This window comes from Gardnerella phocaeensis (genome assembly GCF_048545075.1).
Taxonomy (GTDB): Bacteria; Actinomycetota; Actinomycetes; order Actinomycetales; family Bifidobacteriaceae; genus Bifidobacterium; species Bifidobacterium vaginale_J.
On record NZ_JBKQXS010000007.1, the window covers coordinates 1 to 26,519 of the forward strand.

Here is a 26,519-nt window from a genome sequence, read left to right on the forward strand (position 1 = left end):
TCTCATGGCAGGGGCTTGTTGGTTATTCCAGAAAATAAGGTTCCTGAGTTTAAGAAGTTGCTTGTTGAATATTATGAGGGTGAAGATTTGCAGGTGATTGCTTCGTTTATGAGGGAATATTGTTGGAAGCATTAAACGCGACGGTCGTTGCTATGGGGTTGGAATCTCTGCGGATTGAGTAATTTGTGTTGTAAAGCTTGATTGGAGTATTATTCTTACGATTGGCGAACTTTCATTCCGACGATTGGTGAGATATTGATACAACGATTGGCTATGTTTAGAAATGCGGTTGTAAGCGCAAACGGTAAAAGGTTTAATGAGTGGCGGCTTTAGGCTGGCTTGGCGCGGTTTTTGAGAGCGTGTTTTTAGTTTTGCTTTAACTTGTGTTTGTGAGAACGTTTCTCATTCGTTAGAAATGATTTGGCGCTTGTATATAGATTTGAGAGCATTGCCTAGCGGCTTTCGAACACAAGTAAGAAAGAGCGAGGTTAGTCAGACGGCTGCCTCGCTCTTTTGATTTCAAGAGCAAAGAAAGACGTGTACCTCACGGCGCTAATGCGCCGCTCGCCGTACGAAGAAGGTGAGCTGGACACATGTAAGGAGCGGGGATATGGTACAGGATACCGTTTCCCATAAATGAGGATTTGATTTGAAAATTTGACCAATTATTTGACCAAATGACCAATTATTTTTTAACTACCGTATATTCTGTTCACGCGCGTAGTAATTCTAAAATGAAGTGGAAAAAAGTTGGTCATTTGGTCATTTTGGGAAAATCAATTCATAAACGAGCTGAAACGCATGACAAAAAATGAAAAAACGGAATTGGTAAAATGTAATAATTGGTCATTTCCCTCTCCCCACCTGTGCTTTTGTGAATTTGAATGCTGAAAATCTGACCTCGTTTGGGGTATAACGAACATGAAAACTAAATACTTTCACGAGTTGAAATGCGATGGAAAAGCAGTGGTCAGAGATGACGTAGTACTGGAAATCTCGTCCTCCAAATCGCCGTTTATTAGCTCTATCGGACGGATTGCAATCTCATTGACGAGAACCATCCCTCCCACTTGCTTCGATAGGTCTTCGTAAGTCTTGATGTAATCGTTGAAATTCATGTGAATCCTCCTTTGTTCCGTGCAATCTCGACTGTCTTCAGACGGTCTTGCTGGAGGTCTAAATAGATTAATTTATGAGGGAGAAGCATATATAATTACATGCGTATATGATTAAGAAAGTGGGGGAACCTATGGCTAATGATGTACAGAAGCGCCCAGGGCAGGATGATGAGAAGAAAACGACGCTGACCTTGTCTTTGACGGTTGGTGATAAGAAGAAGCTCAAGGTGATGGCGGCACAGCAGGAAACCTACATTGCGGCAATCATTCATGAGTGGGTGAAGGAACACTCAGAGGAGGTGTAGGCATAAATGGCAGGAAATTCTGGTCTTAGTAATGCCACAAAAGCGAAAAAAGACGAGTTTTACACCCAGCTGACAGACATTGAAAAAGAGATGCGCTACTACAGGGCACATTTCAAGGGAAAGACGGTGTTCTGCAACTGCGATGACCCATTCGAATCCAACTTCTTCAAGTACTTCGTTCTTAACTTCAACAAGCTCGGGCTGAAGAAGCTCATAGCCACATGCTATGCAACCTCCCCCATAGCAAACCAGCAACTGACTCTGTTTGATGTCATCGGCGACGAAGAGGAGAACAGGGACAAGCCATATAAGGCGGTTGTTACTAAGGTCTATGACAAGACAGGTGATGGCGGCGTTGATATGTTTGATGTGGCAGAGCTTTTCAAGTCTGGTGAGAACGAGCTGACTGAGCTTGCAGGAGACGGAGATTTCCGTTCTAAGGAATGTCTTGAGTTTTTGGACGAGGCAGACATCGTCGTAACAAATCCGCCGTTCTCATTGTTCAGGGACTATGTGACAACGCTGATGGAGCATAGGAAGAAGTTTATCATCATTGGAAACGTGAACGCCATCACGTATAAAGAGGTATTTCCGCTGATTATGAATAATGAAATCTGGATTGGAGCAAGCATCCATTCTGGGGATAGGGCATTCTATGTCCCAGATGACTACCCGCTCAATGCTTCCGGCTGTGGAATTGATGCGGACGGTCGTAAATTCATTCGCGTAAAGGGCGTTCGTTGGTGGACGAACCTCGACTACAGACAGCGCCATGAAGAGTTGATTCTGGTTAAGAAGTACAGTCCCGAAAACTACAGTAGCTACGACAATTACGATGGAATCAATGTAGATGCCACATCTGATATTCCGTGTGACTATGCGGGCATTATGGGCGTTCCTATTACGTTCCTCGACAAATACAGTCCTGACCAGTTTGAAATTCTCGGAATAACAAAGACGTGGTTCGGTGTTGCAAGTAAGACATACCCAAAGCAGATTCAGATTGATAAGAACGGAAAAAAGTCTGAGGTCTCAAAACTTAACGATGGGCCATCGTTAGAAGTCGAGGTTCCACCAGTAGGGAAAACGTACTACATGGTGGATGGGAAAAGTTATGTTCAACTTTACGCTCGTGTGCTTGTGCGGAATAAACATCCAGAAGCTCCAAGGGAGATGTAAATCGTGCAGATAGAACAAAGAAAAGTGACTGTTAGAGAGGTCACAGAGGGATATTTTAATGATGCCGAAGAAGGTGTTACTGGTTACGACGATCGCTTAGATATTCGTCCGAAGTATCAGCGTGAGTTTGTCTATAAGGACAACCAAAGAGATGAGGTCATCCGTACCGTTATGCGGGGATTGCCCTTGAATGTGATGTATTGGTGCCGTACAGGCGAGGATACTTATGAAGTGCTAGACGGACAGCAAAGGACAATTTCGCTGTGTGAATACGTCGATGGTACTTTTTCGGTTGACGATAAGTATTTCTATAACTTGCCTTCTGATCAGCAAGACAAAATTCTCGATTACGAGCTGTTTGTCTATGTGTGCGACGGCACAGACTCGGAGAAGCTGGATTGGTTCAAGATAATCAACATCGCTGGCGAGCGTCTTACCGACCAAGAACTGAGAAATGCGGTATATGCTGGTTCATGGGTTTCGGATGCGAAACGTTATTTCTCGAAGACGGGATGTGCTGCTGATACGTTGGCGGGCGATTACCTCAAGGGTGCATCCATCCGTCAGGAGTACTTGGAGACTGCTATTAGCTGGGCTGCTGCCGCTGATGGTGAAACCATCGAAGGCTATATGGCAAAGCATCAAAACGAGCCTACCTCTCAAGCATTGTGGAGCTATTTCCGCTCTGTCATTGAATGGGTTGAGGCCATCTTCCCTAAGAAGCGCAAGGAGATGAAGGGCTTGGCTTGGGGCTTGTTCTACAACGAACATGGCAAGAGAACAGACCTAGACCCTAAGAAACTTGAGCTTGAAGTACAGAGGTTGCTTGGTGATGAGGACGTGACCAAGAAATCAGGTATCTATGAATACTTGCTAACAGGTTCAGAACGTGCATTGTCTATTCGTGCATTTGACAGACGTGATGCCTTGGCATCTTACGAAAAACAGCATCACAAGTGTGCTATTTGCGGTGAAGAGTTCGAGTTTGAGGAGATGCAGGCAGACCATATCAAGCCTTGGAGCAAAGGCGGTCACACAACCCCTGAGAACTGCCAGATGCTATGCCGTGATTGCAACTTGAAGAAGAGCAATAAGTAGGTGAAACAATATGAATGGGCTTAATGTAGAGCAAGAAGCTGCTCTTGTTTATGCGTGGATGCACCAGGATGCAGATGCGATAAATTTCACAGACCTAGGAATCTCAGAAGCGTTTGTCGCATTAAAGAATCAGGGAATGATTAAAATGCAAACTGATTGGGGTCATACCCTTGTCTTGTTTCAATCATTGCTTCCAGCGGGTAGCGAACACTACGATGAAGCAAGAAAGGCTAGGCGATGGTTTGAACCTGTAAGCGATGAAGCCGATTGCTTAATGATGCGTCTTGCTGCTCAAGATGCAAGTAAGCGAAAGTTAGGGGATGAACCGATATCTGTCTCCGTTGATTTCGACAAGGACACGTATTATGCGGAACTATCTCGGCATGGCTTGTTGGACGTGCAGTGGGCGAATGATTCTCCGTATATAGTGACAGTTACTGATAAAGGGCGTACCTATGCTAATGGGTGGTTTCAAGGACAAATGGATAAGAACAACCAGAATATAAATTTTGCACCGGTCATAAATAATAACATTTCCGCGACCGCAAATGCGGAAGCAGACATAAGAGATGTGACCATTGGCGCAACTGTGGGAGCCATTCTTGACTTAGATATTGAGCAGAATTTGAAAGAAGACGTTCAAGATGCCGTAAAGCAGCTTGAAAAAGCGATGAAAGAAAAGAATAAGACGAAGTTTGCTGAAAAGCTTGAGAAGGTAGCGTCTCTTGCTAAGAGTTCGGCAGAAATTGCAACTATCGTACTTCCGTTCGTGCAGACGGCAATAAAGACGCTTTTGGGTTAGTTGCTAACTTATTGATTGAAAGTGGGAGGGGTGAATTAAAGGGATGCGCAGAAAGGCATGGTCTTTCCTTATCGGCTTTTCTTCGTCTAGCAGCCAAGGAATATGAGACTAAGTATGAAGCACAGAGAAAATAACTAAAAACGATAAAGGAGTAATCAATCAATTATGAGCAGATATGCGATGTGTCCTGAATGTAATCACAGGATGAGACGTGTTCTTGATTTATGGGGGAATTGGGATGGCGAAACTTACGTGTGTGATTATTGTGCATCAGAGTATGAAGGCGATGATGAGGACGGTGAATCATTGAGCGTATATGACGCCGCTCTAATTTGGGCGTCAAACGGCAAAGATGAGGACTACGCCTTCGGCTATTCAGAAGAAGAATTGGAAGATGCACTGTAGGCGAATAGCAAATCAAAGATGTTTTTCTATGGTGTTTCGGATATCTGATGCTGAAACGCCTTTTTTGAGGGAGGTGATTGTCTGAGTGGCAAAACCAAAGAAAGCTAAGCTTAACGACAACAACCTAACCGTTGCCTACTACCGCGTTTTGCTTTAACTTGCGTTTATGAGAATGTTTCTCATCAAGGCCTATTGGTACAATAATTACATATAAATAAACATAAGTATCTTTAATTACATATAAATAAACATAAGTATCTTTACGCCGTGTATTGAGTGCGCTATTTAATTTGTGCTCAGTGGGTTAACAAGGCGTGAAATCGTGTGTTAGCAGCGTTTTAAGCGTAGTTAACCTGATCAGCGTAAGGAAAGTGTATGCGTAAACTTTTAGCATATTGCCGTCGTGCACCACAATTAACAGTCGTAATTCTTGCTTTTCCGTTTATTGTGGCTTTGTACTCGTATAATTTGCCTATATTAACTACTTTCTGTGAGCAAATTTCTAATTTTTCTCAGCAAATCTTTGATTTCTTAAAAATTAATTGCAGTATTTCCATAAGCCTTAGTATCGGAAAAACTATTATTGCTATTCTCGTTTTATATACGAGCGTTATTTCTTTGCGTAATATGATTAAACATTTACTGCATGGAACTTTAGGAATTGATTTGCTAGCTTTTGTTGCATTGCTTGCAACGCTTTGTATCGGCGAATTTTGGGCAAGCTATTTGATTGTTGTAATGGTTTTTACAGGTGATGCGATTGAAGATTTTGCGCATATGAAAGCCCAGCGCAATCTGTCTCTTTTAGTAAGCGCAGCTCCAAAAACTGCTCATCTTATGACTTTGCCAGGTATTGAGCATGGAATGAATCATAATCAAGCAAATGATGAATCATACGAACCGCCATGTTTGAGTGAAAATCAGTGCAAGCCTAGCTCGTGTGTCCTATGCCAGCATGCTGAATTTAGAAAAGTAGATGTTACTAATTCTGCACAATCTAATGCTGGAGAGCAAAATTGCGAATATAAACGCGATATTTGCCCATTTTTGCAATCAACTACAGATGGAACAATCGCCTCAAATTTGCAACGTTACAAAACGGTTCCAGTTGATGAATTAAATATTGGAAACGTAATTATCGTGCTTCCTGGTGAAACAGTGCCAGTTGACGGTGAATTACTAAGCGGTTCTGCAACTCTTGACACTAGTGCCATTAACGGCGAATCTGTGCCTAGAGAAGTGTTTGCTGGAGCTGCAGTGCTTTCAGGCTGCGTAAATGGTGGCGTTGTGCTTATTATGCGCGTAACTAAGCTATCTGAGCATTCTCAATACCAGAAGATTATGCAGTTGGTTGAATCAGCTAGGTCTTCTAGGGCAGCTGTAGTTCGTTTTGCGGATATGCTATCTGTGCCGTTTACTGTTTTGTCTTTTGCGATTGCTGGTTTTGCTTGGGGCTTTTCTGGAGATGCTCTTAGATTTGCGCAAGTGCTAGTTTTGGCAACTCCGTGTCCGTTGTTAATCGCAGTGCCAGTTGCGTGCATGGCTGGTACTGGGCGTCTAGCAAAACTTGGAATTGTTGTTAAAAGTCAGGATGTGCTTGAGCAATTAAGCCGAGTAACAGACGTGTTTTTCGATAAAACTGGCACGTTAACTGTAAAACAGCCACAAGTTGTGAACGTAGAAGTAATTGATACTACACAGAAAGCTGATCGTATTGTGATGCTCGCAGGTGTGCTAGAAACGTATTCTCAGCACATACTTGCAGGCGGTATTGCTAAAGCGGGATCAGTTTTGTGGGAGCGCACGCATCCATCTTCGGTTCCGCAGCTTCCTAGCGTTAGAGAATACCCTGTAGTGCACAGTGTTAAAGAAACTGCAGGTCAGGGTATTCAAGGCGTTGTAGACGGTATTTTAGTGCGTGTAGGCAGACGCAAGTACGTTACAGAGCAAAACACGAATCAAACTATAGGCAAATCTCTTGCAGCAGACGAAATGGCAACCTACGTTTCTTTTGACGGCGTACTAGCTGGTCGTATTGTGTTAAAAGACGTGCCGCGCGATAACGCGAAATCAACTATTGACGCATTGCGCACGCTTGGCGCTCACTCAATATCTATTCTTACTGGCGATAGTTTGCAAGCTGCAACAACAATTGGTAAAAGCGTTGGAATTGAAACAATATATGCAGATTTACTTCCGCAAGATAAATTAGCGCACGTAAAAAAAGAAATTTATGATTCGTCTAAAAATAAGAAAGATTCAACTGTAACAATGATGGTTGGAGATGGTGTAAACGATGCTCCAGTGCTTGCAGCTGCCGATATTGGCGTAGCAGTAACGGATGGCACAGATACGGCAGCATCTGAATGCGCACAGGTAGTTATTATGAACAACGATATTTCTTCTGTTGCAAGCGCAATAAGAGTAGCAAAACATACTAAACGCGTTATGGTTCAGTCAGTATTGATGGGAATTGGATTGGCAATTATAAGTATGATTTTTGCAGCTTTCGGTTTTATCCCAGCAGTTATTGGCGCAATGATGCAAGAAGCAATTGATGTTGTTGCTATTATGTGGGCTTTAACAGCATTGCGCGAACGAAAATAAAAATATTTTTTGGCAATATTTTTCAATATTCATTACGGCATCTTTAATAATATTCATTTGAGTATTTTATTTGTTTGAGCATGTTGTAAGACGAAGTAATGCGCTAGTCTAATTATGAAAGCATACGAGTTAGCTGCAAAAGGTAACGGCTCAAGCTTGTACGTAACTTATTTTTAGCGAAGAATTACATATAAACGCTTTACAGTTACGCTGCTGAGTGATTGAGGCAACCTATGCTTGTAGGCCGCGCAAAATAGCGCGAAAACGGCGAAAAGTGCCGTATAATACAGCTCAATATGGGGATAATAATGGAAAAAAATAATTTAAACGAAAATGTTTCACAAGAAACATCTCAACTGCGTATTGCTGTAATAGGAGCAGGTCCTGCAGGAGTGTATTCTTCCGATATCTTCTTACGCCAGATTGCAAAGCGTGGAGAAGAATTGGGATTAGGCTCTAGTGCTCGCATTGATCTTTTTGAAAAGTTGCCTGTGCCTTTCGGTTTAGTGCGTTACGGAGTAGCTCCTGACCATCCAAGTATCAAATTTATTGCGGACGCGCTTGAAAAAACGCTTGATAATCCAAATATACATTTGTATGCGAATGTTGAATTTGGTAAGGACATTGCATTAGAAGATTTGTTGGAACGCTACGATGCAGTGTTGTTTGCCACCGGCGCTGTGGAAGATAGGCCATTGCGAGGTGTGCCGGGTGCTGATTTAGACGGAGTGTACGGAGCTGCAAAATTCGTAGAATGGTACGACGGATACCCAACTAGCAAGCGCACGTGGCCGCTTGAAGCCAAGGAAGTAGCTGTTATTGGCGGCGGAAATGTGGCAATGGATGTTGCTCGTGAGCTTTTGCGCGACCCGGATTATTTGCGCGCTCATACGGATATTCCAGACGACGTGTATGAGGGATTGCAAAAAAATCAAACTCAAACCTTGCATCTATTTATTCGTCGTGGAGTTGCTCAAGCAAAATTCTCTGTTCAAGAATTGCGTGAAATGGAAAAATTGCAGGGAGTGCAAATTGTTATTAACGAGGATGATTTTGAGCTGGACGATGAGACCATTGAAGTAGCCGGTAACGATAAGCTAACTCGTCAAATGGTTGAGGAGCTTTTCGCTATTCGTGATATGGCTGAAGATATGGAAGATGGTGGAAACGTTGATTTTGAGGGGAATCCTGCCAACAAACGCTATATTATCCACTTCAACTGCGCGCCGGTGGAAATTCTTGGCGAAGATGGTCGTGTGAAGGCAATACGAGTTGAGCGAACTGTAACAAGCGCGGATGGCAAAATGACTCGTACTGGAGAGTTCGAGGAATACGCTGTGCAAGCTGTTTATCATGCCATTGGCTACCACCCCGCAGAAGTTTCAGGTATTGCTTACGATGAAAAGCGTACTTTGCTTGCAAATATTGATGGTCGCTTAGTGACGTCTGTAGAAAATGGCGAAGTTCGTGAGCGATTGTATGCAACTGGCTGGGCTAAGCGTGGGCCGGTAGGATTAATCGGATCTACAAAATCTGATGCTCTTTTGATTGTTAATAATATGCTTGAAGATTTATCTAAAGCTGGCGATGCTGGGCGAATCGCACCTGATCGTGATGAAAATTCTATAGATAAATTATTGGCAGAAAAGGGCATTAAACCAATTGATTACGCTGGTTGGAAGCGAGTTGACTCTTATGAGCGTGAACTTGGAGCCAATGAGCAGAGAACTCGAAAGAAAGTTGTTTCAGCTTCTGAACTTGTAAATATTGCTTTAGGTAGCAAGTAATGCTCTAAATAAACTGAAAATATTACTTAGTATTTAAGTTTGTAGTTAGTAAATACGCAGTATATATTCAGAAAAATTTAAGTTCGCATTATTAAGATGGCTCGTATGTTGAAAGGCTTGAGAATACACTATGGCAGCTTAAAAGCCGCACTATTTTTTGTTGTTGTGTGGCTTTTTCTTGCCTTATGCTGGGTTCTTGCTGGCTCGTGTCTTTCGTCACTAATATGGTTCATTATTCCTGGTATCGCATTTAGCATTTTTGCTTATTGGTGCTCAAGTAATTTTGCGATTATTGCTATGCATGCTACAGAAGTTAGTGAAGAAGAAGAGCCTGTGCTTTACGCAATGGTTAGAGATTTATCTGCTCGAATTGGTAAACCTATGCCGCGAGTAATGGTTTCTCCTTACGAAAGTCCTAATGCTTTTGCAACTGGTAGAAGTGAGCGTCATGCGAGCATATGTTGTACTCGTGGTTTGATTAATATTCTTAACGAACGCGAGTTGCGTAGTGTTATTGGTCATGAATTAACTCATATTTATAATCATGATATTCTCGCTTCTTCGCTGGCTACTGCTACAGCAACAGTATTAACGTACCTTGGTTCTTGGCTTGTTTATGTCGGGGATACGTATCGTCGTGATATTCGCAAGTATTGCAAATTTATCGGTAAGTTTTTGAATATTTTATTCGCTCCTATTGCCTCTGTTATTATCAATGCAATTATTCCCGGTTCGCGTGAATTTGACGCAGATAAGGGAGGTGGCGAAATTACTGGAGATTTTGCTGCTCTTGCTTCCGCACTTAATAAAATTACTTACGGCATGCAGCTTCACGAGATGAAATCTACTGCCGGATTGCAGGCTGTTGCTTCTTTGATGATTATTTGCCCATGGAATGATAATTCTTCTGCGCTTGTGCGTTTGTGCGCTGCGCGTCCTACTGTTCAGGATAGGATTGGGCGTTTAATGAGCATTGCTGCATGAATATTTTATTTGTTGAACTTGATTGTCTTGTTTATTGAGTTTATAAACTGATTTCTAAATGTTGAAGCGGTAAGCTGTGCATGATACCCTTAGATGGTTGTTGAAACTAGTTTGCTTAGTTACAGCATGCGGATGTAGTTCATCGGTAGAATGGAAGCTTCCCAAGCTTCAGAGGCGGGTTCGACTCCCGTCATCCGCTCCATTCATATTGTAAATTTGCGTAAGTTGTAGTTTTTGTACATTGGATGTATAAAAACTACAGCAGCTTAGCCTAGGTTTGAGCCAGAATAGTTCTGAGCGGTTTTGAGTAGTCAAGTACTTTTTGACGTAGCAGTCGTCCCTATACACAAGCTACATAAAAAGCGCTGAGTTACTTATGATATTAATGAATCATCAGTAAATCAGCGCTTAGCTTATTGTTAATAAATTACACGAGATAGCTATCTATTGCTGGTTCTAATTAATAATCATTAATTAGCAATAATTAGAACGTGCGAACATCGTAGAAGTTGTTAAGTTCTTCCATCCAACGTCCAGTGCCAGAAATATCTCCTCGAGTACCTACGGTGAAACCTGGGAAATTGTTCATACGAGCCTCAAGATAGCTTCTAGAGCCATGTCCTTGCGCAGAATTGCCGACGCTTATAGCTCCAGCAAAATTGCCAACAGAACGAATAACCTTGTCGTTGTCTACTTTGTAATGAACAGCGTAACCTTCTCGAGTGAGCTTATTGCCAGTATTGGCGACTGCGCGTAACCAACGGTTGAAAATATTTCCCCAAATTTGTGGTGAATTGAATGTGTAAATTTTCTTAATCCAGTTGTAGCCTTTGCCTTTAGCACGAATTAAAGCACGCTGTGCAAGATATCCTCCGAGGGAATGTCCAGTAATATACAAATTGCTAACAGTATTTTCGCGACCATAACGCTCAATCAACTGTTCAACATCTTTAGCTTGATCTGGGTTATGACCTACAGCTATTGCAAAATCATCATCGTAATCATTAAATTGGGAAGTTCCACGAATTGCTAGTACTTGAACGGTGCCTTGTTCTAAGAATGGGTATGGACTTACATTTTCAAACAAAACAGCATCAAATCCTCCACTTTTGTGGTAGGTTTCCTTAACTTTCCAAAATGGTGCAAGCTCGTTGTGCATAAGGTGGTACTCATTGCGATTTTTGTAAATGTCGTGAAGTGGTTTAGTGTAATCGAGTACCTTATTTATGTAATTATCATCTCGATAAGAAAGTTCAGAGAATAAAACCATATCGCGAGGACTAATATCCCACCTGCGAGGATTGCTGTCTTGATTATCTGGAATGCCATCGCCATCGGTATCGTTCATCATAGGGTGAGAATTGTACCCATAATAAGTCTTACCGTCTTTAGTGTAAGTGTAAATTTCCTGGCTATTAGTTAAGCCGTCACCGTCTAAATCAGCTTGTGGGTCAAGAGGCTTCTTGTGATATAAAGACATATCCAAAGCACCAGGTAAATCTAAGCCTATAGTTCCATCTGCGATTTGTTTAGCTGTTTCAGCAGTAAGTGGAGTTTTTGCATAATTATCTGCGGTTGTTGCCATTGCTGGCGTTGTGAAAGCAGATAGGCTCAAGAGCATGCACAGACTAGTTAAGAACCCTGTCACCGCATTGCGTTTCATAGTACCTCCCATATTTTGTTTAGTTTTGTAGTCAACAAATGTATAGGACGACTGTTTCTTATTATGATTACGATTTGTAGCACCTCTTTGTTAACTACGCGCGTTATATAAATTAATCGAAATTTATTTTGCCGCCACAGTTGCTATTCTACACGGTTCAATTGTATAGTCTACATAAACAAAAGTCCATACTTCTAAATAAATGTTGTTGCTTCTTTTTGTTTACTAAAATCATTGACGATGTGTATAAGCACCATAGAAAACATCTATATAACTAGAGTTATGAATAGCCATAATCTATTCTTAATAATGAAAATAAAAGCGCAACGAATGCGCAAATGACCTATTTAGGAGAATGATATGAGTTTAATGAACACGCATATTCTTCCATTCAAAGTAAATGGCTATAAGAATGGCGAATTTGTTGAAGTAAGCGATACTGATGTTCTTGGCAAATGGGCAATTTTCTTCTTCTATCCAGCTGATTTTTCATTTGTATGCCCAACTGAGTTGGAAGATCTTGCAAATCACTATGAAGAATTGCAAAAGTTAGGCGTTGAAGTTTACTCAGTTTCTACGGATACGCATTTTGTACACAAAGCATGGCATGACGATTCTGAAGCAATTGCAAAAGTAAAGTACACTATGTTGGGCGATCCTTCAGGCGCTCTTTCGCGTAATTTTGACGCTTGGAATCAAGAATCCGGTTTAGCTCACCGTGCTACGTTCCTTGTGGATCCGCAAGGTATGATTCAGTTCTTTGAGATGACTGCAGACGGAATTGGTCGTAACGCAGACGAGCTGCTTCGTAAAGTTAAAGCAGCACAGTATATTGCAGCGCACCCAGGCGAAGTTTGCCCAGCAAAATGGGAGCAGGGCGAAGAAACCTTGGAACCTTCTATCGATTTAGTCGGCAAAATCTGATTTTTGCAATTAAATATTAAATAGTAAAGAATATTTTTTAAAGAATTATCTCAATGCGTAGGGAGCTACGTTCATAGTTTCCTACGCATTTCTCTTATTTTTGCTTGTGACGAAAATTGTAAAGGGAAGTAAACTATGTCTTTGTTGAATGCGTCATTAACTGCTCAGCTTTCAGAATTACTAAAAAAGATGGTATCTAAAATAGAAATTATTTCTTACGTTGATAATTCTGAAACATCTCAAAAAGTCAAAGCCTTGTTAGAAGAAGTATCTCAACAAAGCAACAAAATTAGTATTTCTGAAGTAAATAATAATGAAATTAGCAATGTAAAGCGTAAGCCAAGCTTTGAATTGCGCAGAAAACTAGATAATCCAGTAAATGGAGAATCTACTGTGTCGGTTAGTTTTGCAGGATTGCCTTTAGGACACGAATTCAGCTCTTTAGTACTAGCGCTTCTACAAGTAAGTGGATATGCGCCAAAAATTAGTGATGCGCAGCGCAACGCAATACTAAAGCTTGGTTCACACAATGTAACAACATACATGTCGGTAACTTGCTTAAATTGCCCAGAAGTTGTGCAATCACTTAATACCATTTCTATTATTAACCCTAAAATTCAGCATACTGTAGTTGAAGGTAGCGCTTTCCGCGAAGAAGTAGACAAACTTGGTGTAATGAGTGTGCCAGCAGTTTTTGAAAACGGCAAACTTATTTCCTCCGGACGAGCAGGAATTGACGAACTTGTATCTGTTCTTGCAGCACAAGAAAAATCTGTTGAGCAGAATGAGAATGGCAATAATGATAATAGCGTTTCTTCGGCAAATGTTGCGCTCGCAGAAAAAATGAATTCGCAAAATCCATACGATATTGTTATTGCTGGCGGCGGTCCTGCTGCTTCTGCTGCCGCAATTTACACTGCTCGTAAGGGTTTGCGTACGGCTATGATTATGGATCATCGTGGCGGTCAGGTTGTAGAAACTGAAAGTATTGAAAATCATATTTCCCAAACACATACGACTGGTTCTCAACTAGCAGCAGATTTAACTAAGCATATTTCGCAATACGATATTGACGTATTTACTCCTGATTGGGCAGACTCGCTCGATTTATCTAAGGAACCATATGGGTTGCATACTATTCATGCGCGTTCTGGCGGATCTTTGAAAGCGCGTGCAGTGATTATTGCAACTGGTGCGACTTGGCGTACGTTGGGCGTTCCTGGAGAAGATGAGTATAGGAATAGAGGCGTATCATTCTGCCCTCATTGCGACGGTCCACTTTTCAAAGATAAGAATGTTGTAGTTGTTGGAGGCGGAAATTCTGGTGTTGAAGCTGCTATCGATTTAGCAGGAGTTGCAAAACATGTGACGGTGGTTGAGTTCATGGATGTGCTTAAAGCGGATCAAGTATTGCTTAATGCTTTGCATAAATTACCTAACACTGAAGTTATTACAAGTGCTGCAGTAAGCAGTATTGAAGGTAATGGTAGTAAAGTTACTGCAATACGTTATATAGATCGCAATAAAGCAGACAATGATGAAAACAGAGAACATATTGTTGAAACTGATGGGGTTTTTGTGCAAATTGGTTTAGCTCCAAATACTCGTTGGCTTGCAAATAATATTCCTCTCAATAATCGGGGAGAAATTATTACAAATCGCGCTGGATGTACTGATACTCCGGGTGTTTTTGCTGCTGGAGATTGTTCAGACGAACCGTATAAGCAGATCGTTACAGCGTATGGAACGGGCGCAAATGCTGCACTGTCTGCATTTGACTATCTTATCCGCAGCACGCAAAATAAATAATCTGTAAGATTTATTATGCAATAAACAAGGGGGAGACGCCTTATGAATATTAGAGCGTTAGAATATCTAATAGCTTTTGCACAAGAAGGAAGCTTTACTAAGGCGGCTGCTCGTATGCGCGTCTCTCAGCCTACTCTTTCAACACAAATTAAAAAACTTGAAGAGACTTTAGGCGTAGAACTTATTGAGCGTACACCCGGAAAACAAATCTTAACTCCTGCTGGGAGGGAAGTGGTTTATTACGCTAAACGTATTCAGGCAGATATGTCACGTATTCGACAAGCTGCAAGACGCTCAGAAGATCCATGGTCATCTACAGTGGTTTTGGGTGTGTTCCCAACATTAGGACCATACTTACTTCCGCGGATTATGCCTGTTCTCAGACGTTTAAAACCAAAACTTACTATTCGCTTTATAGAAGAAAAATCAGCAAAACTTATTGATTTGCTAGATAGCGGGCAAGTTGATGCAGTTATATTAAGCGAAAGTTTGAATGTGCCTTCAATAAAAGTGTGTCATGTTTTTGACGAAGATTTTCTTCTTGCGGCTTCTACAAATTCTTTGCTAGGACACGAAAGTAAGCCAATTGAACTTTCAGATTTGTCTACTCAGAAAGTGCTTTTATTAGAAGATGGGCATTGTATGCGTAGAAGCATGCTCGACGTATGCCAAAAAGTAGGTGCGAAGCAATCTGAATTTAGAGCAACATCGTTAGAAACTTTGCGATATATGGTTATAGGTAGCAAAGATGTGACGTTATTGCCGCGTCTTGCAACTGTACCTCCAATTGTGCAGCCAGCTGGTTTGATGTTGCGTGAGTTTAAGAATCCTAAACCTTATCGATCACTATATTTGAATTGGCGCGCAGCTTCTCCAGTAGACAGAATTATGGAAGGATTGTGCAAAATAATTAGTTCAGCATGCTCTGATTTGCATAAAAAATAAGTAGGAATTCTGCTTAAAAATAAAAATAAAAATAGGCACTTCTGTTTGCTAAGTTAGCTGCAGAAGTGCCATATTCTTCTTCTCTTACTTTTCTTTTATTCTCACTTTATTTTGAGAATTACTGCCTCGTTTTATTCGCTATGTTTTATTTGTTGCTAAATTAATGATTTATAATTCAATGCCAAGATAGCGTGCTACTTGATTTACGTCCTTATCTCCACGGCCTGAAACTGTTACTAAAACAATGTCATCCTTACTCATCTTTGGAACCATCTTCATAGCTTGTGCTATTGCATGGGAGCTTTCCAAAGCTGGGATGATTCCTTCAACTCTAGAAAGTGCGCGGAAAGCTTGAACTGCTTCATCATCAGTGATTGCGTAGTATTCTGCGCGACCAGAATCCTTTAAATATGAATGTTCTGGACCGACTCCAGGATAATCCAATCCTGCAGAAATAGAGTAGGCTGGAAGCTCGTTACCGTCATCATCCATAAGAACATAAGTTTTCATGCCGTCCGTAATGCCAATTTTTCCATTCGTCATAGTAGCAGCATTTTGAGGAGTATCAGCGCCTTTACCTGCGCCTTCAGCACCAATCAATCGTACAGACGGATCATCAATATATGCTGCAAAAGAACCAATTGCATTAGAACCGCCACCAATGCAAGCAATTACAGCATTCGGTAATCTGCCTTCTTTTTCTAGGATCTGCCTTCTTGACTCTTTGCTAATAACGCTTTGAAAATCGCGAACCATTTGTGGATAAGGGTAAGGTCCCACTGCGGAACCAACGATGTAGAAGGTATCGTCCAAGTGTTGTGCATAATCCATAAATGCTGCAGTTACAGCATCTTTTAAAGTTTTTGTGCCTTCTTGAACAGCATGAACTTTTGCACCGAGCAAAGTCATTCTAAAAACGTTAAGTTTTTGGCGTTCGCAATCAAGTGCGCCCATAAAAATTTCGCATTCCATGCCGAATCGTGCTGCTGCAGCAGCAGTGGCAACACCATGCTGACCGGCTCCAGTTTCAGCGATAATGCGTTTTTTACCCATGCGCTGAGCGAGTAAAATTTGTCCGAGAACATTGTTCATTTTATGAGCGCCGAGATGGTTTAAATCTTCGCGCTTTAAATACACTTTTGCGCCGCCTAAATATTTTGTGAAAGATTCAGCGTAGTATAAAGGCGTTTCGCGACCGTCGTAATCTTTTAATAATCCAGCTAATTCATTGCGGAACTCTGGATCGTCTTTGTATTGTAAGTAAGCTTCTGCTACTGCGTCGAGTGCTGGACGAATCATATCTGGTACGTACTGTCCGCCAAATTCGCCGTAATACATGTTTTGTTCAACTGCGTTTACCATAATTTTGCCCTTCTTGTGTGTGCCGAGAAAATCGGCATTAGGTTTGTTATTTGTTATTTGTTATTTGTTATTTGTTGTGTTGATTATTTTGTAAATTTGAAGGGCGTGTGCTCAGATAACAAAAAAGCTGGATGGCAGCTTATATGCCATTCAGCTCAAATAACGTTGATGATGAATCCGGCATAGCCCCGTTGATTGTTTAAAATCAGCAAGCCCACACCGATATGTGAACTCGCTTTTAACTACGCCAGCTGCGCCAGAAACGAGTATTCATGTTCATCAACCTCCAATCTTGTTGCACAAGTTTAGCCGTAGCTGTGACAATGTCAACCTTTTAGTGTTAATTCGGCGTTTCATGCAGAAAAAATTTAACCCCGGCGTCTATGCGCCGGGGAAATAAAGGAGAGAAGAAAAGAATAAGTTTTAGGTGCTTTGCACCTGTCTTTTTGTCGACAATATTATATAATCACACTATTCTGAGCAGAACAGTAACGCTAACTGATAATTACCTGAGAATTATATACTTTTCTTCTAAATCTTGCTATTTTAGGAATTAATTTTCTGAAAACGGAATCATTTTTCTAAAAATATTATTCGCTTAAATCAGCACGATAGAAATGCTCATACGAACGCGACGGAGTTGGACCGCGCTGACCTTGATAGTGTGATCCGTTAACAGCTGAACCGTATGGGTTTTCACATGGTGAGCTTAACTGGAAGAAGCACATTTGACCAATTTTCATGCCAGGCCAAAGTTTAACTGGTAAAGTGCTAACGTTTGAAAGTTCCAAAGTAATATGACCTTCGAAACCTGGATCGATGAAGCCAGCTGTGGAATGTGTCAAAATACCAAGACGACCAAGCGAGCTTTTGCCTTCCAAACGTGCAGCAATAGTAGCGTCAAGTTTTACATATTCCCACGTAGCACCGAGTGCGAACTCTCCAGGATGAAGAATCCATGGCTCGCCAGGAGCTACCTCGAACTGTTCCGTAAGTTCTCCCTGATTTTCTGCAGGATCTACATACGTGTAAGCATGATTGTTAAATAATCGGAAGAAACGGTCGAGGCGCACGTCAATTGACGCTGGCTGTACCATTTCCGGGGTCCACGGGGTCAAATCAATGTGACCCTCATCATGAGCTTTGAGAATGTCGTGATCAGACAACAGCATGACGTCAAATCTCCTTGCAATAAAGCTTATACATCAGCAACTTCATTGTTCGCACGAAATATTTATTGCTATTTTGCGCGAAAAATACAATACGCACAATTGTAGCGCGTGCCGCGGTCTGTGATTGACTGCAAAAAATTTTATAGAAAATAAAAACACAAAACGCGGCACAGAAACGTAGGTTATGTAAAAAACTACGTACTGTACCGCGCATTTGTAAAACAGCTTAATAATGTATTTTATTAAGCGGCAATAGTTAAGGCGTTTGCTGCTTTACGTTTTGCAATGAAACGAAGCACGCATTTACGCAATTCGGAAGCAATTAACACGACCATTGAAAGACCGAGGCACTCGAACCATTCCGTTACGCTCAAAGGAACAGTGCCAAATGGCTCGTTCAAGAACGGTATGTAAATTACAGCCAACTGGAGCACAACGGAAACTGCTATAGCACCCCAAAGCCAACGATTTGCAAATAAGCCTACAAATACGCTTTGTGAGTCTGAACGAGATGCTAACGCATTCAGCATTTGCGCAAACACAAGAATTGTGAAGCCCATTGTGCGAGCGTGAGTAAGCTGAGCAGCGTGATCCATAATTCCAACAGAACGGTCCGTAAAGAATCCGCCTGCCAAATGCATATCCATGCCGATTAAAGTGATAGCAGCCATGATTATGCCAATGAATACAATATCTCCCCACATTCGTCGGTCAATAACGCTATCGGTAAGTTTTCGAGGTTTTCTATCCATTACGTCGTCAGTTTGCGGATCAACGCCCATCGCGAGTGCAGGAGCTGCATCTGTAAGCAAGTTAATCCACAAAAGCTGGGTTGCAAGCAAAGGCAAAGTCACGCCAACAGAGTTTGGCTGTGTAATTCCCAGTGCGCCAGCAAAAACAACGCCACCGAAAACAGTACAAACTTCGCCAACGTTAGAACTGAGCAAGTATCGCAAGAATTTACGAATATTGTCGAAAATTCCGCGTCCCTCGCGCACTGCTGCAACAATTGTAGAGAAGTTATCGTCAGCCAAAATCATCTTGGCGGACTCTTTAGTTACTTCTGTACCAGTAATGCCCATTGCGACGCCAATATCGGCAGATTTTACTGCAGGAGCGTCGTTCACGCCATCGCCTGTCATCGCAACAATATTTCCTTGACGTTGAAGCGAAGAAACGATAGCTAACTTGTGCTCAGGAGCTACTCGCGCGTACACGCTAGTTTTACTGATCGCTTCGTCAAAAGCAATGTTGTCGTCGTCGCGTGAGAGCAACTCGTCAAGTTCGTCGCCTGTAAGCGCATGCTCATCTTTCCCAATAATTCCAAGATCTCGAGCAATACGCGTAGCCGTAAGAGGATGATCGCCTGTAATCATAACAGTGCGGATTCCAGCGCGATGAGCTTGAGCTACACTATCTCGAACTTCAATTCGCGGAGGATCAATAATTCCAACCATGCCGTTCCAAATCAAATCAGATTCTAGTACGTCACTTTGTTCCGCAACGTCTGCGATTTGACCTGCAGCGTTAGAAACCATGCCATCAACTTTTGAAAGACTATCGACTCCAAGTGGCCTATAAGCCATTCCAAGCGTTCGGTAGGCTTCTCCTGAAAGACGTTCAACAGTTGCCAAAATATCTTCGCGATCGCCGTCAGTAAGCGGACGCACGGCACCAGCTACTGCAATACGTGTGCAATAAGAAAGCAGCACGTCTGGGGCACCTTTAGCGCAGACAATCAGATTTCCAGAATCCGAACCATCTTTAACAACTACAGACATACGTTTGCGTTCAGAAGTAAAAGGTACTTCCGCAACTCGAGTCAAATGAGCGTAACGTTTGTCTGCTTTTGTTTTACGCGCTGCTACTACTAGCGAAACTTCTGTAGGGTCTCCTACAGGCTGCCAACTTTTAGTAGTTTCGTCATAATGCAAATCGCCGTCGTTAGCTAAACATCCGGAGCCCAATGCGCCTAATACTTCTGTAGCAAGATTTTGTGGCACTGCCAGATCTGCGTCCGCAGAACCAATTAATATCATGCGTCCTTCAGGCTTGTAACCGCTTCCTGTAAGCTGAACTTCGCCGCTAGGTGTTATTACGCGTTCAACAGTCATCTCGTTTCGAGTTAAGGTGCCTGTTTTATCGGAGCAAATAACAGAAGCAGAACCAAGTGTTTCTACGGATGAAAGCTTTTTTACAACAGCATGATGCTTCACCATTCGTTGCACGCCAAGCGCAAGAACTACTGTCAAAATCGCAGCTAAACCTTCTGGAACAGCAGCAACAGCTAGGGAAACAGAAAGCAGCAAGGAATCAATAATATCTTGAATGCTGTGGAAGCCTTCAATCAGCCACATGGAAGCAAGAACAACAGCAGCAATAATGCACACCGCAATTCCAAGAACTTTGGAAACGTGTACCATTTCTTTTTCGAGAGGTGTTGCTTCGTCATCTGATTTTGAAAGCATATCCGCAATTTTGCCAACTTGCGTGCGCATGCCTGTAGAGGTGACTACAGCGCGACCGGTTCCTTGCGTAACAGCAGTTCCGTTGAAAACCATGTTTGTACGATCGCCTAAAGCTTTTGCAGACGAAAGTGTATTCGGACGTTTGCTTACTGCTACAGATTCTCCTGTAAGGCTTGCTTCTGCTACGCGTAAGGAGGCTGCTGCTATAAGTCGACCGTCTGCAGATACAGCATCGCCTTCGCCAAGCACAAGAATATCTCCAGGAACAACTTCTGCAGTATTAATGCGCACAACGCTACCATTGCGCAAAACTGAAGTTTGCGGAGCGCTCATTCTAGCTAAAGCTTCGACTGCTTCTTCTGCGCGCGACTCTTGAATGTAGCCAAGAACTGCGTTTGCAATCAAAATAATGATAATTACGATTGAATCAAACGGAAGAATCTCTCCACCGCTGTTTCCTTTATGTTGTGCGCGCTCAACAAACCACGCAATTGCAGAAATAATAGTTGCTGCAATAAGCAAGTAAACGAGCGGATCTTTAAATTGATCAAGGAATCGTTTCCATGCTGGAATTTTAGGAGCAGCAGCAAGCGCATTCGGACCGAATTGATCAAGTCTTTTTGCAGCTTCCTCAGAACTTAAACCGCATGAAATATCTACGTTAAGCGATTTAGCTACTTGTTGAACATCACACAATGATGGATCTTTGCTATTAGCTGAAGAGTCAGCTGTTTTATTGGATTGATCAAGAGCGTGATCAACCATATCTTCCCCCTTGGGAGTGCCGCGGAGTAGTCAATAATCGCAATGCTAACGCTATTTTTAGCGCTTCGTATTGTAACTATTGCGCGGTTGTGGAATATTGCAATAGTTTGCAACAATTAAGTACCGTTCTATTATGCCATACAACGCGCCGAGCTTAGAATCTGCGAACTTTACCGGATTCAAAAAGCTATTAATAGCAATGCCTCGGGGGCATGTGAGAATAGGAGTATGACTACGAAAAAAGGACCGACCAAGGGGTCGGGTGGAAAACATCGCAATGCTTTACGCGGAAAAGGGCCTACTCCGAAGGCTGAAGATCGCGTGTATCACAAAGCTTATTTTGCTAAGAAAGCTGCTATTAAGCGCACGTTTGCGGATCCTCGTTTGGCTGCGCGCCGCCGAGTGGATAAGCTTGGTAGCGATTCAGACGAGTTGGTAATTGGTCGCAATGCTGCTTTAGAGGCTTTACGAGTTGGAGTTCCAAGTACGCAATTGTATGTAGCTAATCGCATTGAGCACGACGATCGCACTCGCGAAATCGTTAAGTTAGCAGGTATGCAGGGTTTGCGTTTGCTTGAAGCAGATCGCCTTGAAATGGATCGTATTGCGCATAGCACGAATCATCAGGGCATTATTTTGAAAGTTCAGCCTTACCAGTATCACTCTTTGCAAGAGTTGGTTGAACGCGCTGAAAAGAAGGCGCGCGCAATGGAAGCTGCTGATTCAGATTCTGCTCGCATTAATGCCCGACCACTATTTATTGCTTTGGATGGCGTTACAGATCCTCAAAATTTGGGTGCTGTTATTCGTTCTGCAGCAGCTTTTGGTGCTAATGGTGTAATTTTGCCTGAGCGCAGAAGTGCTTCCGTAACTGCTGCCGCTTGGAAGGTTTCTGCCGGTGCTGCAGCTCATTTGCCTGTTGCTCGAGTTGTGAATTTAAATAAGGCAATTCAAAGTTTGCGTGAGCGCGGATGGTATGCAATTGGTCTTGATGGCGGAGGCGATAAGCTTGTTGGAGAAACTGGCTTTGAAACTGACCCGTTAGTTGTTGTGCTCGGCTCCGAAGGCAAGGGCATGAGTCGTCTTACGCGAGAAGCGTGCGATGCAATTGCTGGAATCCCAATTTCTAGTGCAGTTGAATCTCTTAACGCTTCGGTTGCAGCAGGCATTAGTTTGTACGCTGTTGCTAACGCTCGTCGTTTGGCTGCGAAAACAGAACAACTATGAGCGAAAATGCTACTGCGAATGCGAATGCAATTACTACATACGCAACTGCAACTACGAATACGACTAAAAATTTAAATATTTCTAATAAGCTATGGTTCGTAAAGCATGTGCGCGCGCTTATTTTTATTGCGTACATTGCTGTTGTTGTAGTAGTGATGTGCTTCCATGAGCCTTGGTTCGATGAAGCTCAAAGTTGGCTTATTGCGCGCGATTCTTCGTTTGCCGATTTGTTAACTCTTCGTCCACATTATGAGGGCCATCCACCTCTTTGGACTTTGCTTCTTTCAATCCCGGCAAAAACAGGAGTGCCATACGAAATTGGTCTTAAAGGCGTGCAGATTCTATGCACTGCGCTTTTGGGCGGTTGGCTTATTTTCCGCGCGCCTTTTAGTAAATTAGCTGTATTTTTGCTTCCGTTTACGTATTTTTTGTGCTTCCAATATGGCGTTACGTCTCGTCCGTATGCTCTTCTTTGCACGGCTTTGTTCATGGTTGCGCATTATTGGAAACAATCTGATTCTAAACCTTCTGATACTTGGAAACTCGCTTTAAGTCTTGTACTTTTATGTGCAATCAGTGCGTACGGCATTGCTTTAGCAGCAGGTTTTGCTTTGGCTTGGATTTGGCGAGCTGCAAAATCTGCAGGAATTAAAAAAGCTTTCGCTGAAATATTCTCTAACGCTAACAGATTAGTAAGCTGGATAATTCTTGCTTTAGTTGGAATTGCAAGCATTATTTGCATTTGGCCTGCTTCTAACGCTTTTGCATCACGTGAAACATTCGACGGAAATTCGTCTCTTACGCAATTCTTGTCGTTTATTTTCGTTATGCCATCAGAAAGCATGTTCACTCAATTTGCCGGCGATGTTTCTTTACGTAGACTCACACTAAGCGTACCTTCCGCGATTATTTGCGTTATTATTTCGATTTTAATATGGGCTTTCGCTATAAGAATTGCTTATCGAAGAGGCATGCTTGTTTCTTTGATACTCACTTACTTAACTTTTGCAGCAATTGCAACACAATATTTCACTTTGCATCACGTAGGAATCGTTTTTGTATTCTTCGTGGCTCAACTTTGGATGTGCATTGCGCGTAAGCCACTGGAATCTAAAGATATTCCGGCTATTATTTTTAGGCTATTCAAAAACGCAAATAAAAATACAAATAAAACTGAAAATAGCAACGAAAATAGCAATAGTAAATCTGCAAGTAAATCTGCTGGACGCAAAGTTATTACTGGCATTATTACTGTTGTTTTATTGTACCCAAGCTTAGTTTGGAACGCGTATTCTTGCGTTAACGATATTCGATTCGACTATTCAGGCTCGCGTGCACTTGCGCAATTTATTAAGCAAAATCATGCTGAAAATAAGCGATTTGTAACGTCTTGGCTGCATCAAAACGAAAAAACCGATAAGCAAGGTAATGTTATTGTTCCGGAATTTGAAGATATTCATCAATACTCGTGGCAGCTTATTACAGTAAATCCTTATTTCTCAAAGAATCTTATTGATTGCAGTTATAAGAATAGCTCGTTTATTACAAATGAGCGGCCATCTCAAGAACAGGCATCAAATGAGATGGCTGTTTGCAAGGCAAAGAAAGAGCCAGAATTCTTCGTTACGGAATCAAGCAAACCTTGGTATTACTTTGTTTCGTTAAATTACAATATTGACCATTACACTGAGCGTACTATTGCTAAAACAAAATCATCTTGGAAAGCAAAAACCTCAGAAGGAAGAATTATTGTATACGAGCGCAAAAATAATTAGCGCATTTATATAAACATGTAAATACAGTTAAATATATTTCAGTATATTTAATTACATTTAATTACACTATGAAAATGCCCCTGCGTAAGTTAAGTAACTTATTTAGGGGCATTTTTTATTACAATGTTTTACTTTTTAATGTAAAACATGCGGTTTTATTTACCAGAAACCGAATGGATCAAATATTCCACCATCGTCGCCGTCGTCATCTCCGCGCTGCTGTAAATCGTCGTCATCATCCGACTTACTGTTGCGTTTTTTGCTAGGCTTCTTTTGGTTTTGCTTTAACTGCTTTTCTCGCTTATTTGTGCCATTAACAGCAGCTTCTTCTTGGTTGAATGTGATTTGCAACTTAAGTGTGTTGCCGTTACGAACTATTGTAATCGTAGCTTTTTGGTTGAACGCTGTTGCTCTCACATATCCGAGAAGTGCGTAATTATTAGATACAGGCTTATCGTCAAATGCAACAATAGTGTCATTGGCTTTGAGGCCAGCTTTTTCAGCAGGGCTTCCTTGATTTACAGAAACAACTTGAGCTCCTCCGCGAGTAATTCCTTCAGACTCAACTGCTGTGCTTTTAATCATGATTCCCAGAGCTACATGCTTTACAGAACCATTTTTAATAATTTCTGTAACTACTCGTTTTACCAAATTTGCTGGAATTGCAAAGCCGATACCGATAGATCCTGTAGCTTCCCCTTGAATTGAGGTTGCTGCAATAGAAGAATTAATGCCTATTACTTTTCCGGCAGCGTTAAAAGTTGGACCGCCCGAATTTCCTGGATTAATAGCTGCGTCAATTTGTACAGCATTAGTTACAACTTCAGAGCGGCTTTGGTCATCCATAACTGATACTGGACGATTCAGAGCAGAAACAATGCCTGTAGTAGCCGTATCGTCATATCCAAGCGGATTTCCGATTGCCATAACCGGTTCGCCAACGGAAAGTAGATTAGAGTCAGCAAATTGGACTGCCTTTAAATTATTTGGTGAATTGTCCAATTTAAGTACTGCCAAATCAGTAGTTTTATCCGCTCCAACTAATGTGGCTGAATAAATTTGACCGTTAGAAAGCGTTACTTGAATTTCTTTTGCATCAGCAATTACGTGATTATTTGTTACAACGTAACCTTTTGAGTCAATGATTGCTCCAGAACCCTTTCCCATGCCTTTCTCTAAACGAGTTTGTATAGAAACAACGGCTCCAGAAACATTTTTTGCAACTCCTTGCCAATCTGGAGCTTGACCGCCTTTAACTACTGCGGTTCCAGGGCCAGAAGAATTAGATCCGATGCTTGATAAAGAACTGCTTTGTGGAATTGAAATAAGACCTTGCGAGATTGCAAACATAACTACAACTACGCAAACTATTGCAGAAATTGCAGAGGATAGAATGGCAACAAAAACAGTTGATGAAGAGCTTTTTGTTTTTCTTTTGTTACCTTTCTTATTTGTGTTTTTCGCATTGTTTTTAGCGTTTTTATTTTCTGCATTTGTGTTAATAATGCTCGTTTTTGCTATATTTTCATTTTTTTCGTTACTTGCATTATTTCCAAAATTCTGTTGTGCTGGTGTTTGATTGCCAACTTCATTATTTGGGTAAGAATTATTGTCTGTGCCGTAATTATACGTATTTCCGAAGCTATTAGAATTATTATTTTCGTAGTAATTTTGCGATCCGGTGTATTGCGTAGGAGCATTGCTGATATTTGTATTATTCGCATCGTTATTTTGGTTTACGGCGTAATTGTTAGCTGGATACTGTGTAGTGTTTGTGCCAGCTTCATTTTCGTTATTTTTTGGACCGTAAGCTCCGAATTCAGGAGCTGGGCTATATGTTTGTGCTGTTTGTGCTGCTTGCGTTGGTTGTGCTGGTTGCGTTGCTTGCGTCGGCTGTTCCTGCTGCTCGTAATATCCATTATTTGCAGTTTCATTGGATTCCTGCTGATTTGCACCATACATATCGTCAGCCATTCATCCTCCTTACAAAAGACTCTTAACACACCATAATAAACCATGCCGTTATCTATGTAATAGCTAGTATGTTTTTTTATAATTTTTTAAATAATTTGCTTTATAAATTTCATAAATTTGCAAATTAATTGGATATTGTCACATGAAAAT

At 41.7% G+C, this 26,519-nt stretch carries 18 protein-coding genes, 1 tRNA gene and 1 pseudogene; 15 read left to right on the forward strand and 5 right to left on the reverse strand.

From position 1 onward, the window contains the following. The 10 genes and pseudogenes from ACJV2T_RS05655 to ACJV2T_RS05700 all read left to right on the forward strand — a co-directional run. Positions 1 to 135, forward strand: a pseudogene (locus ACJV2T_RS05655) (cell filamentation protein Fic); the annotation flags it as partial. Positions 136 to 1,249: 1,114 nt separating this feature from the next. Continuing rightward, positions 1,250 to 1,423, forward strand: coding sequence for a hypothetical protein (locus ACJV2T_RS05660; RefSeq protein WP_419399384.1), 174 nt, complete (start codon positions 1,250 to 1,252; stop codon positions 1,421 to 1,423). Positions 1,424 to 1,429: 6 nt separating this feature from the next. Beyond that, a complete protein-coding gene (locus ACJV2T_RS05665; protein ID WP_419399385.1) occupies positions 1,430 to 2,602 on the forward strand; it encodes an adenine-specific methyltransferase EcoRI family protein in 1,173 nt (390 codons plus the stop codon). Between the two features lie 3 nt (positions 2,603 to 2,605). Next, a complete protein-coding gene (locus ACJV2T_RS05670; RefSeq protein ID WP_419399386.1) occupies positions 2,606 to 3,700 on the forward strand; it encodes an HNH endonuclease family protein in 1,095 nt (364 codons plus the stop codon). A 10-nt stretch (positions 3,701 to 3,710) separates the two neighbouring features. Then, positions 3,711 to 4,502, forward strand: a complete 792-nt coding sequence (locus ACJV2T_RS05675) for a hypothetical protein (RefSeq protein WP_419399387.1) — start codon at positions 3,711 to 3,713, stop codon at positions 4,500 to 4,502. 165 nt (positions 4,503 to 4,667) lie between these two features. Next, complete coding sequence (locus ACJV2T_RS05680) at positions 4,668 to 4,907, forward strand: hypothetical protein (protein WP_419399388.1); 240 nt, start codon at positions 4,668 to 4,670, stop codon at positions 4,905 to 4,907. A 375-nt stretch (positions 4,908 to 5,282) separates the two neighbouring features. After that, positions 5,283 to 7,514 (forward strand): heavy metal translocating P-type ATPase, encoded by a 2,232-nt coding sequence (locus ACJV2T_RS05685; protein ID WP_419399389.1) that lies wholly within the window; start codon positions 5,283 to 5,285, stop codon positions 7,512 to 7,514. 308 nt (positions 7,515 to 7,822) lie between these two features. Next, positions 7,823 to 9,301, forward strand: a complete 1,479-nt coding sequence (locus ACJV2T_RS05690) for an FAD-dependent oxidoreductase (protein ID WP_419399390.1) — start codon at positions 7,823 to 7,825, stop codon at positions 9,299 to 9,301. A gap of 105 nt (positions 9,302 to 9,406) precedes the next feature. Next, positions 9,407 to 10,285 carry a M48 family metalloprotease gene (locus ACJV2T_RS05695; RefSeq protein ID WP_419399391.1) on the forward strand — a complete coding sequence of 293 codons (879 nt, stop codon included), beginning with the start codon at positions 9,407 to 9,409 and terminating at the stop codon, positions 10,283 to 10,285. Positions 10,286 to 10,413: 128 nt separating this feature from the next. After that, positions 10,414 to 10,487, forward strand: a tRNA-Gly gene (locus tag ACJV2T_RS05700). Positions 10,488 to 10,769: 282 nt separating this feature from the next. Here the strand turns inward: ACJV2T_RS05700 and ACJV2T_RS05705 are convergent. Then, the gene (locus tag ACJV2T_RS05705) at positions 10,770 to 11,948 is read right to left on the reverse strand and encodes a lipase family protein (RefSeq protein WP_419399392.1); all 1,179 of its coding nucleotides are present in this window, start codon (positions 11,946 to 11,948) and stop codon (positions 10,770 to 10,772) included. Between the two features lie 360 nt (positions 11,949 to 12,308). On the opposite strand from ACJV2T_RS05705, the gene ahpC reads away from it, so the two are divergent. The 3 genes from ahpC to ACJV2T_RS05720 all read left to right on the forward strand — a co-directional run bounded on the left by ahpC (position 12,309) and on the right by ACJV2T_RS05720 (position 15,626). Further along, entirely contained in the window at positions 12,309 to 12,872 is a 564-nt protein-coding gene (gene ahpC / locus ACJV2T_RS05710; RefSeq protein WP_004119771.1) for an alkyl hydroperoxide reductase subunit C, read from the forward strand. Between the two features lie 135 nt (positions 12,873 to 13,007). Continuing rightward, positions 13,008 to 14,681, forward strand: a complete 1,674-nt coding sequence (ahpF, locus tag ACJV2T_RS05715; protein ID WP_419399393.1) for an alkyl hydroperoxide reductase subunit F — start codon at positions 13,008 to 13,010, stop codon at positions 14,679 to 14,681. Positions 14,682 to 14,723: 42 nt separating this feature from the next. Next, the gene (locus ACJV2T_RS05720) at positions 14,724 to 15,626 is read left to right on the forward strand and encodes a LysR substrate-binding domain-containing protein (protein WP_415683132.1); all 903 of its coding nucleotides are present in this window, start codon (positions 14,724 to 14,726) and stop codon (positions 15,624 to 15,626) included. A gap of 168 nt (positions 15,627 to 15,794) precedes the next feature. On the opposite strand, the gene trpB is transcribed toward ACJV2T_RS05720, so the two are convergent. The 3 genes from trpB to ACJV2T_RS05735 form a co-directional block, all read right to left on the reverse strand. Next, complete coding sequence (gene trpB, locus ACJV2T_RS05725; RefSeq protein WP_415683131.1) at positions 15,795 to 16,988, reverse strand: tryptophan synthase subunit beta; 1,194 nt, start codon at positions 16,986 to 16,988, stop codon at positions 15,795 to 15,797. Positions 16,989 to 17,578: 590 nt separating this feature from the next. Continuing rightward, entirely contained in the window at positions 17,579 to 18,160 is a 582-nt protein-coding gene (dcd, locus tag ACJV2T_RS05730; RefSeq protein WP_119487447.1) for a dCTP deaminase, read from the reverse strand. Positions 18,161 to 18,402: 242 nt separating this feature from the next. Beyond that, positions 18,403 to 21,393 (reverse strand): cation-translocating P-type ATPase, encoded by a 2,991-nt coding sequence (locus tag ACJV2T_RS05735; protein WP_419399394.1) that lies wholly within the window; start codon positions 21,391 to 21,393, stop codon positions 18,403 to 18,405. Positions 21,394 to 21,621: 228 nt separating this feature from the next. On the opposite strand from ACJV2T_RS05735, the gene rlmB reads away from it, so the two are divergent. Then, positions 21,622 to 22,620 (forward strand): 23S rRNA (guanosine(2251)-2'-O)-methyltransferase RlmB, encoded by a 999-nt coding sequence (rlmB, locus tag ACJV2T_RS05740; protein ID WP_004106172.1) that lies wholly within the window; start codon positions 21,622 to 21,624, stop codon positions 22,618 to 22,620. Then, positions 22,617 to 24,395 carry an ABC transporter ATP-binding protein gene (locus ACJV2T_RS05745; RefSeq protein ID WP_419399395.1) on the forward strand — a complete coding sequence of 593 codons (1,779 nt, stop codon included), beginning with the start codon at positions 22,617 to 22,619 and terminating at the stop codon, positions 24,393 to 24,395. Before rlmB ends, ACJV2T_RS05745 begins: the two co-directional genes overlap by 4 nt. 159 nt (positions 24,396 to 24,554) lie before the next feature. Here ACJV2T_RS05745 and ACJV2T_RS05750 read toward each other — a convergent pair whose 3' ends face one another. Further along, the gene (locus ACJV2T_RS05750; RefSeq protein ID WP_419399396.1) at positions 24,555 to 26,369 is read right to left on the reverse strand and encodes a S1C family serine protease; all 1,815 of its coding nucleotides are present in this window, start codon (positions 26,367 to 26,369) and stop codon (positions 24,555 to 24,557) included. Positions 26,370 to 26,519 lie beyond the last annotated feature (150 nt).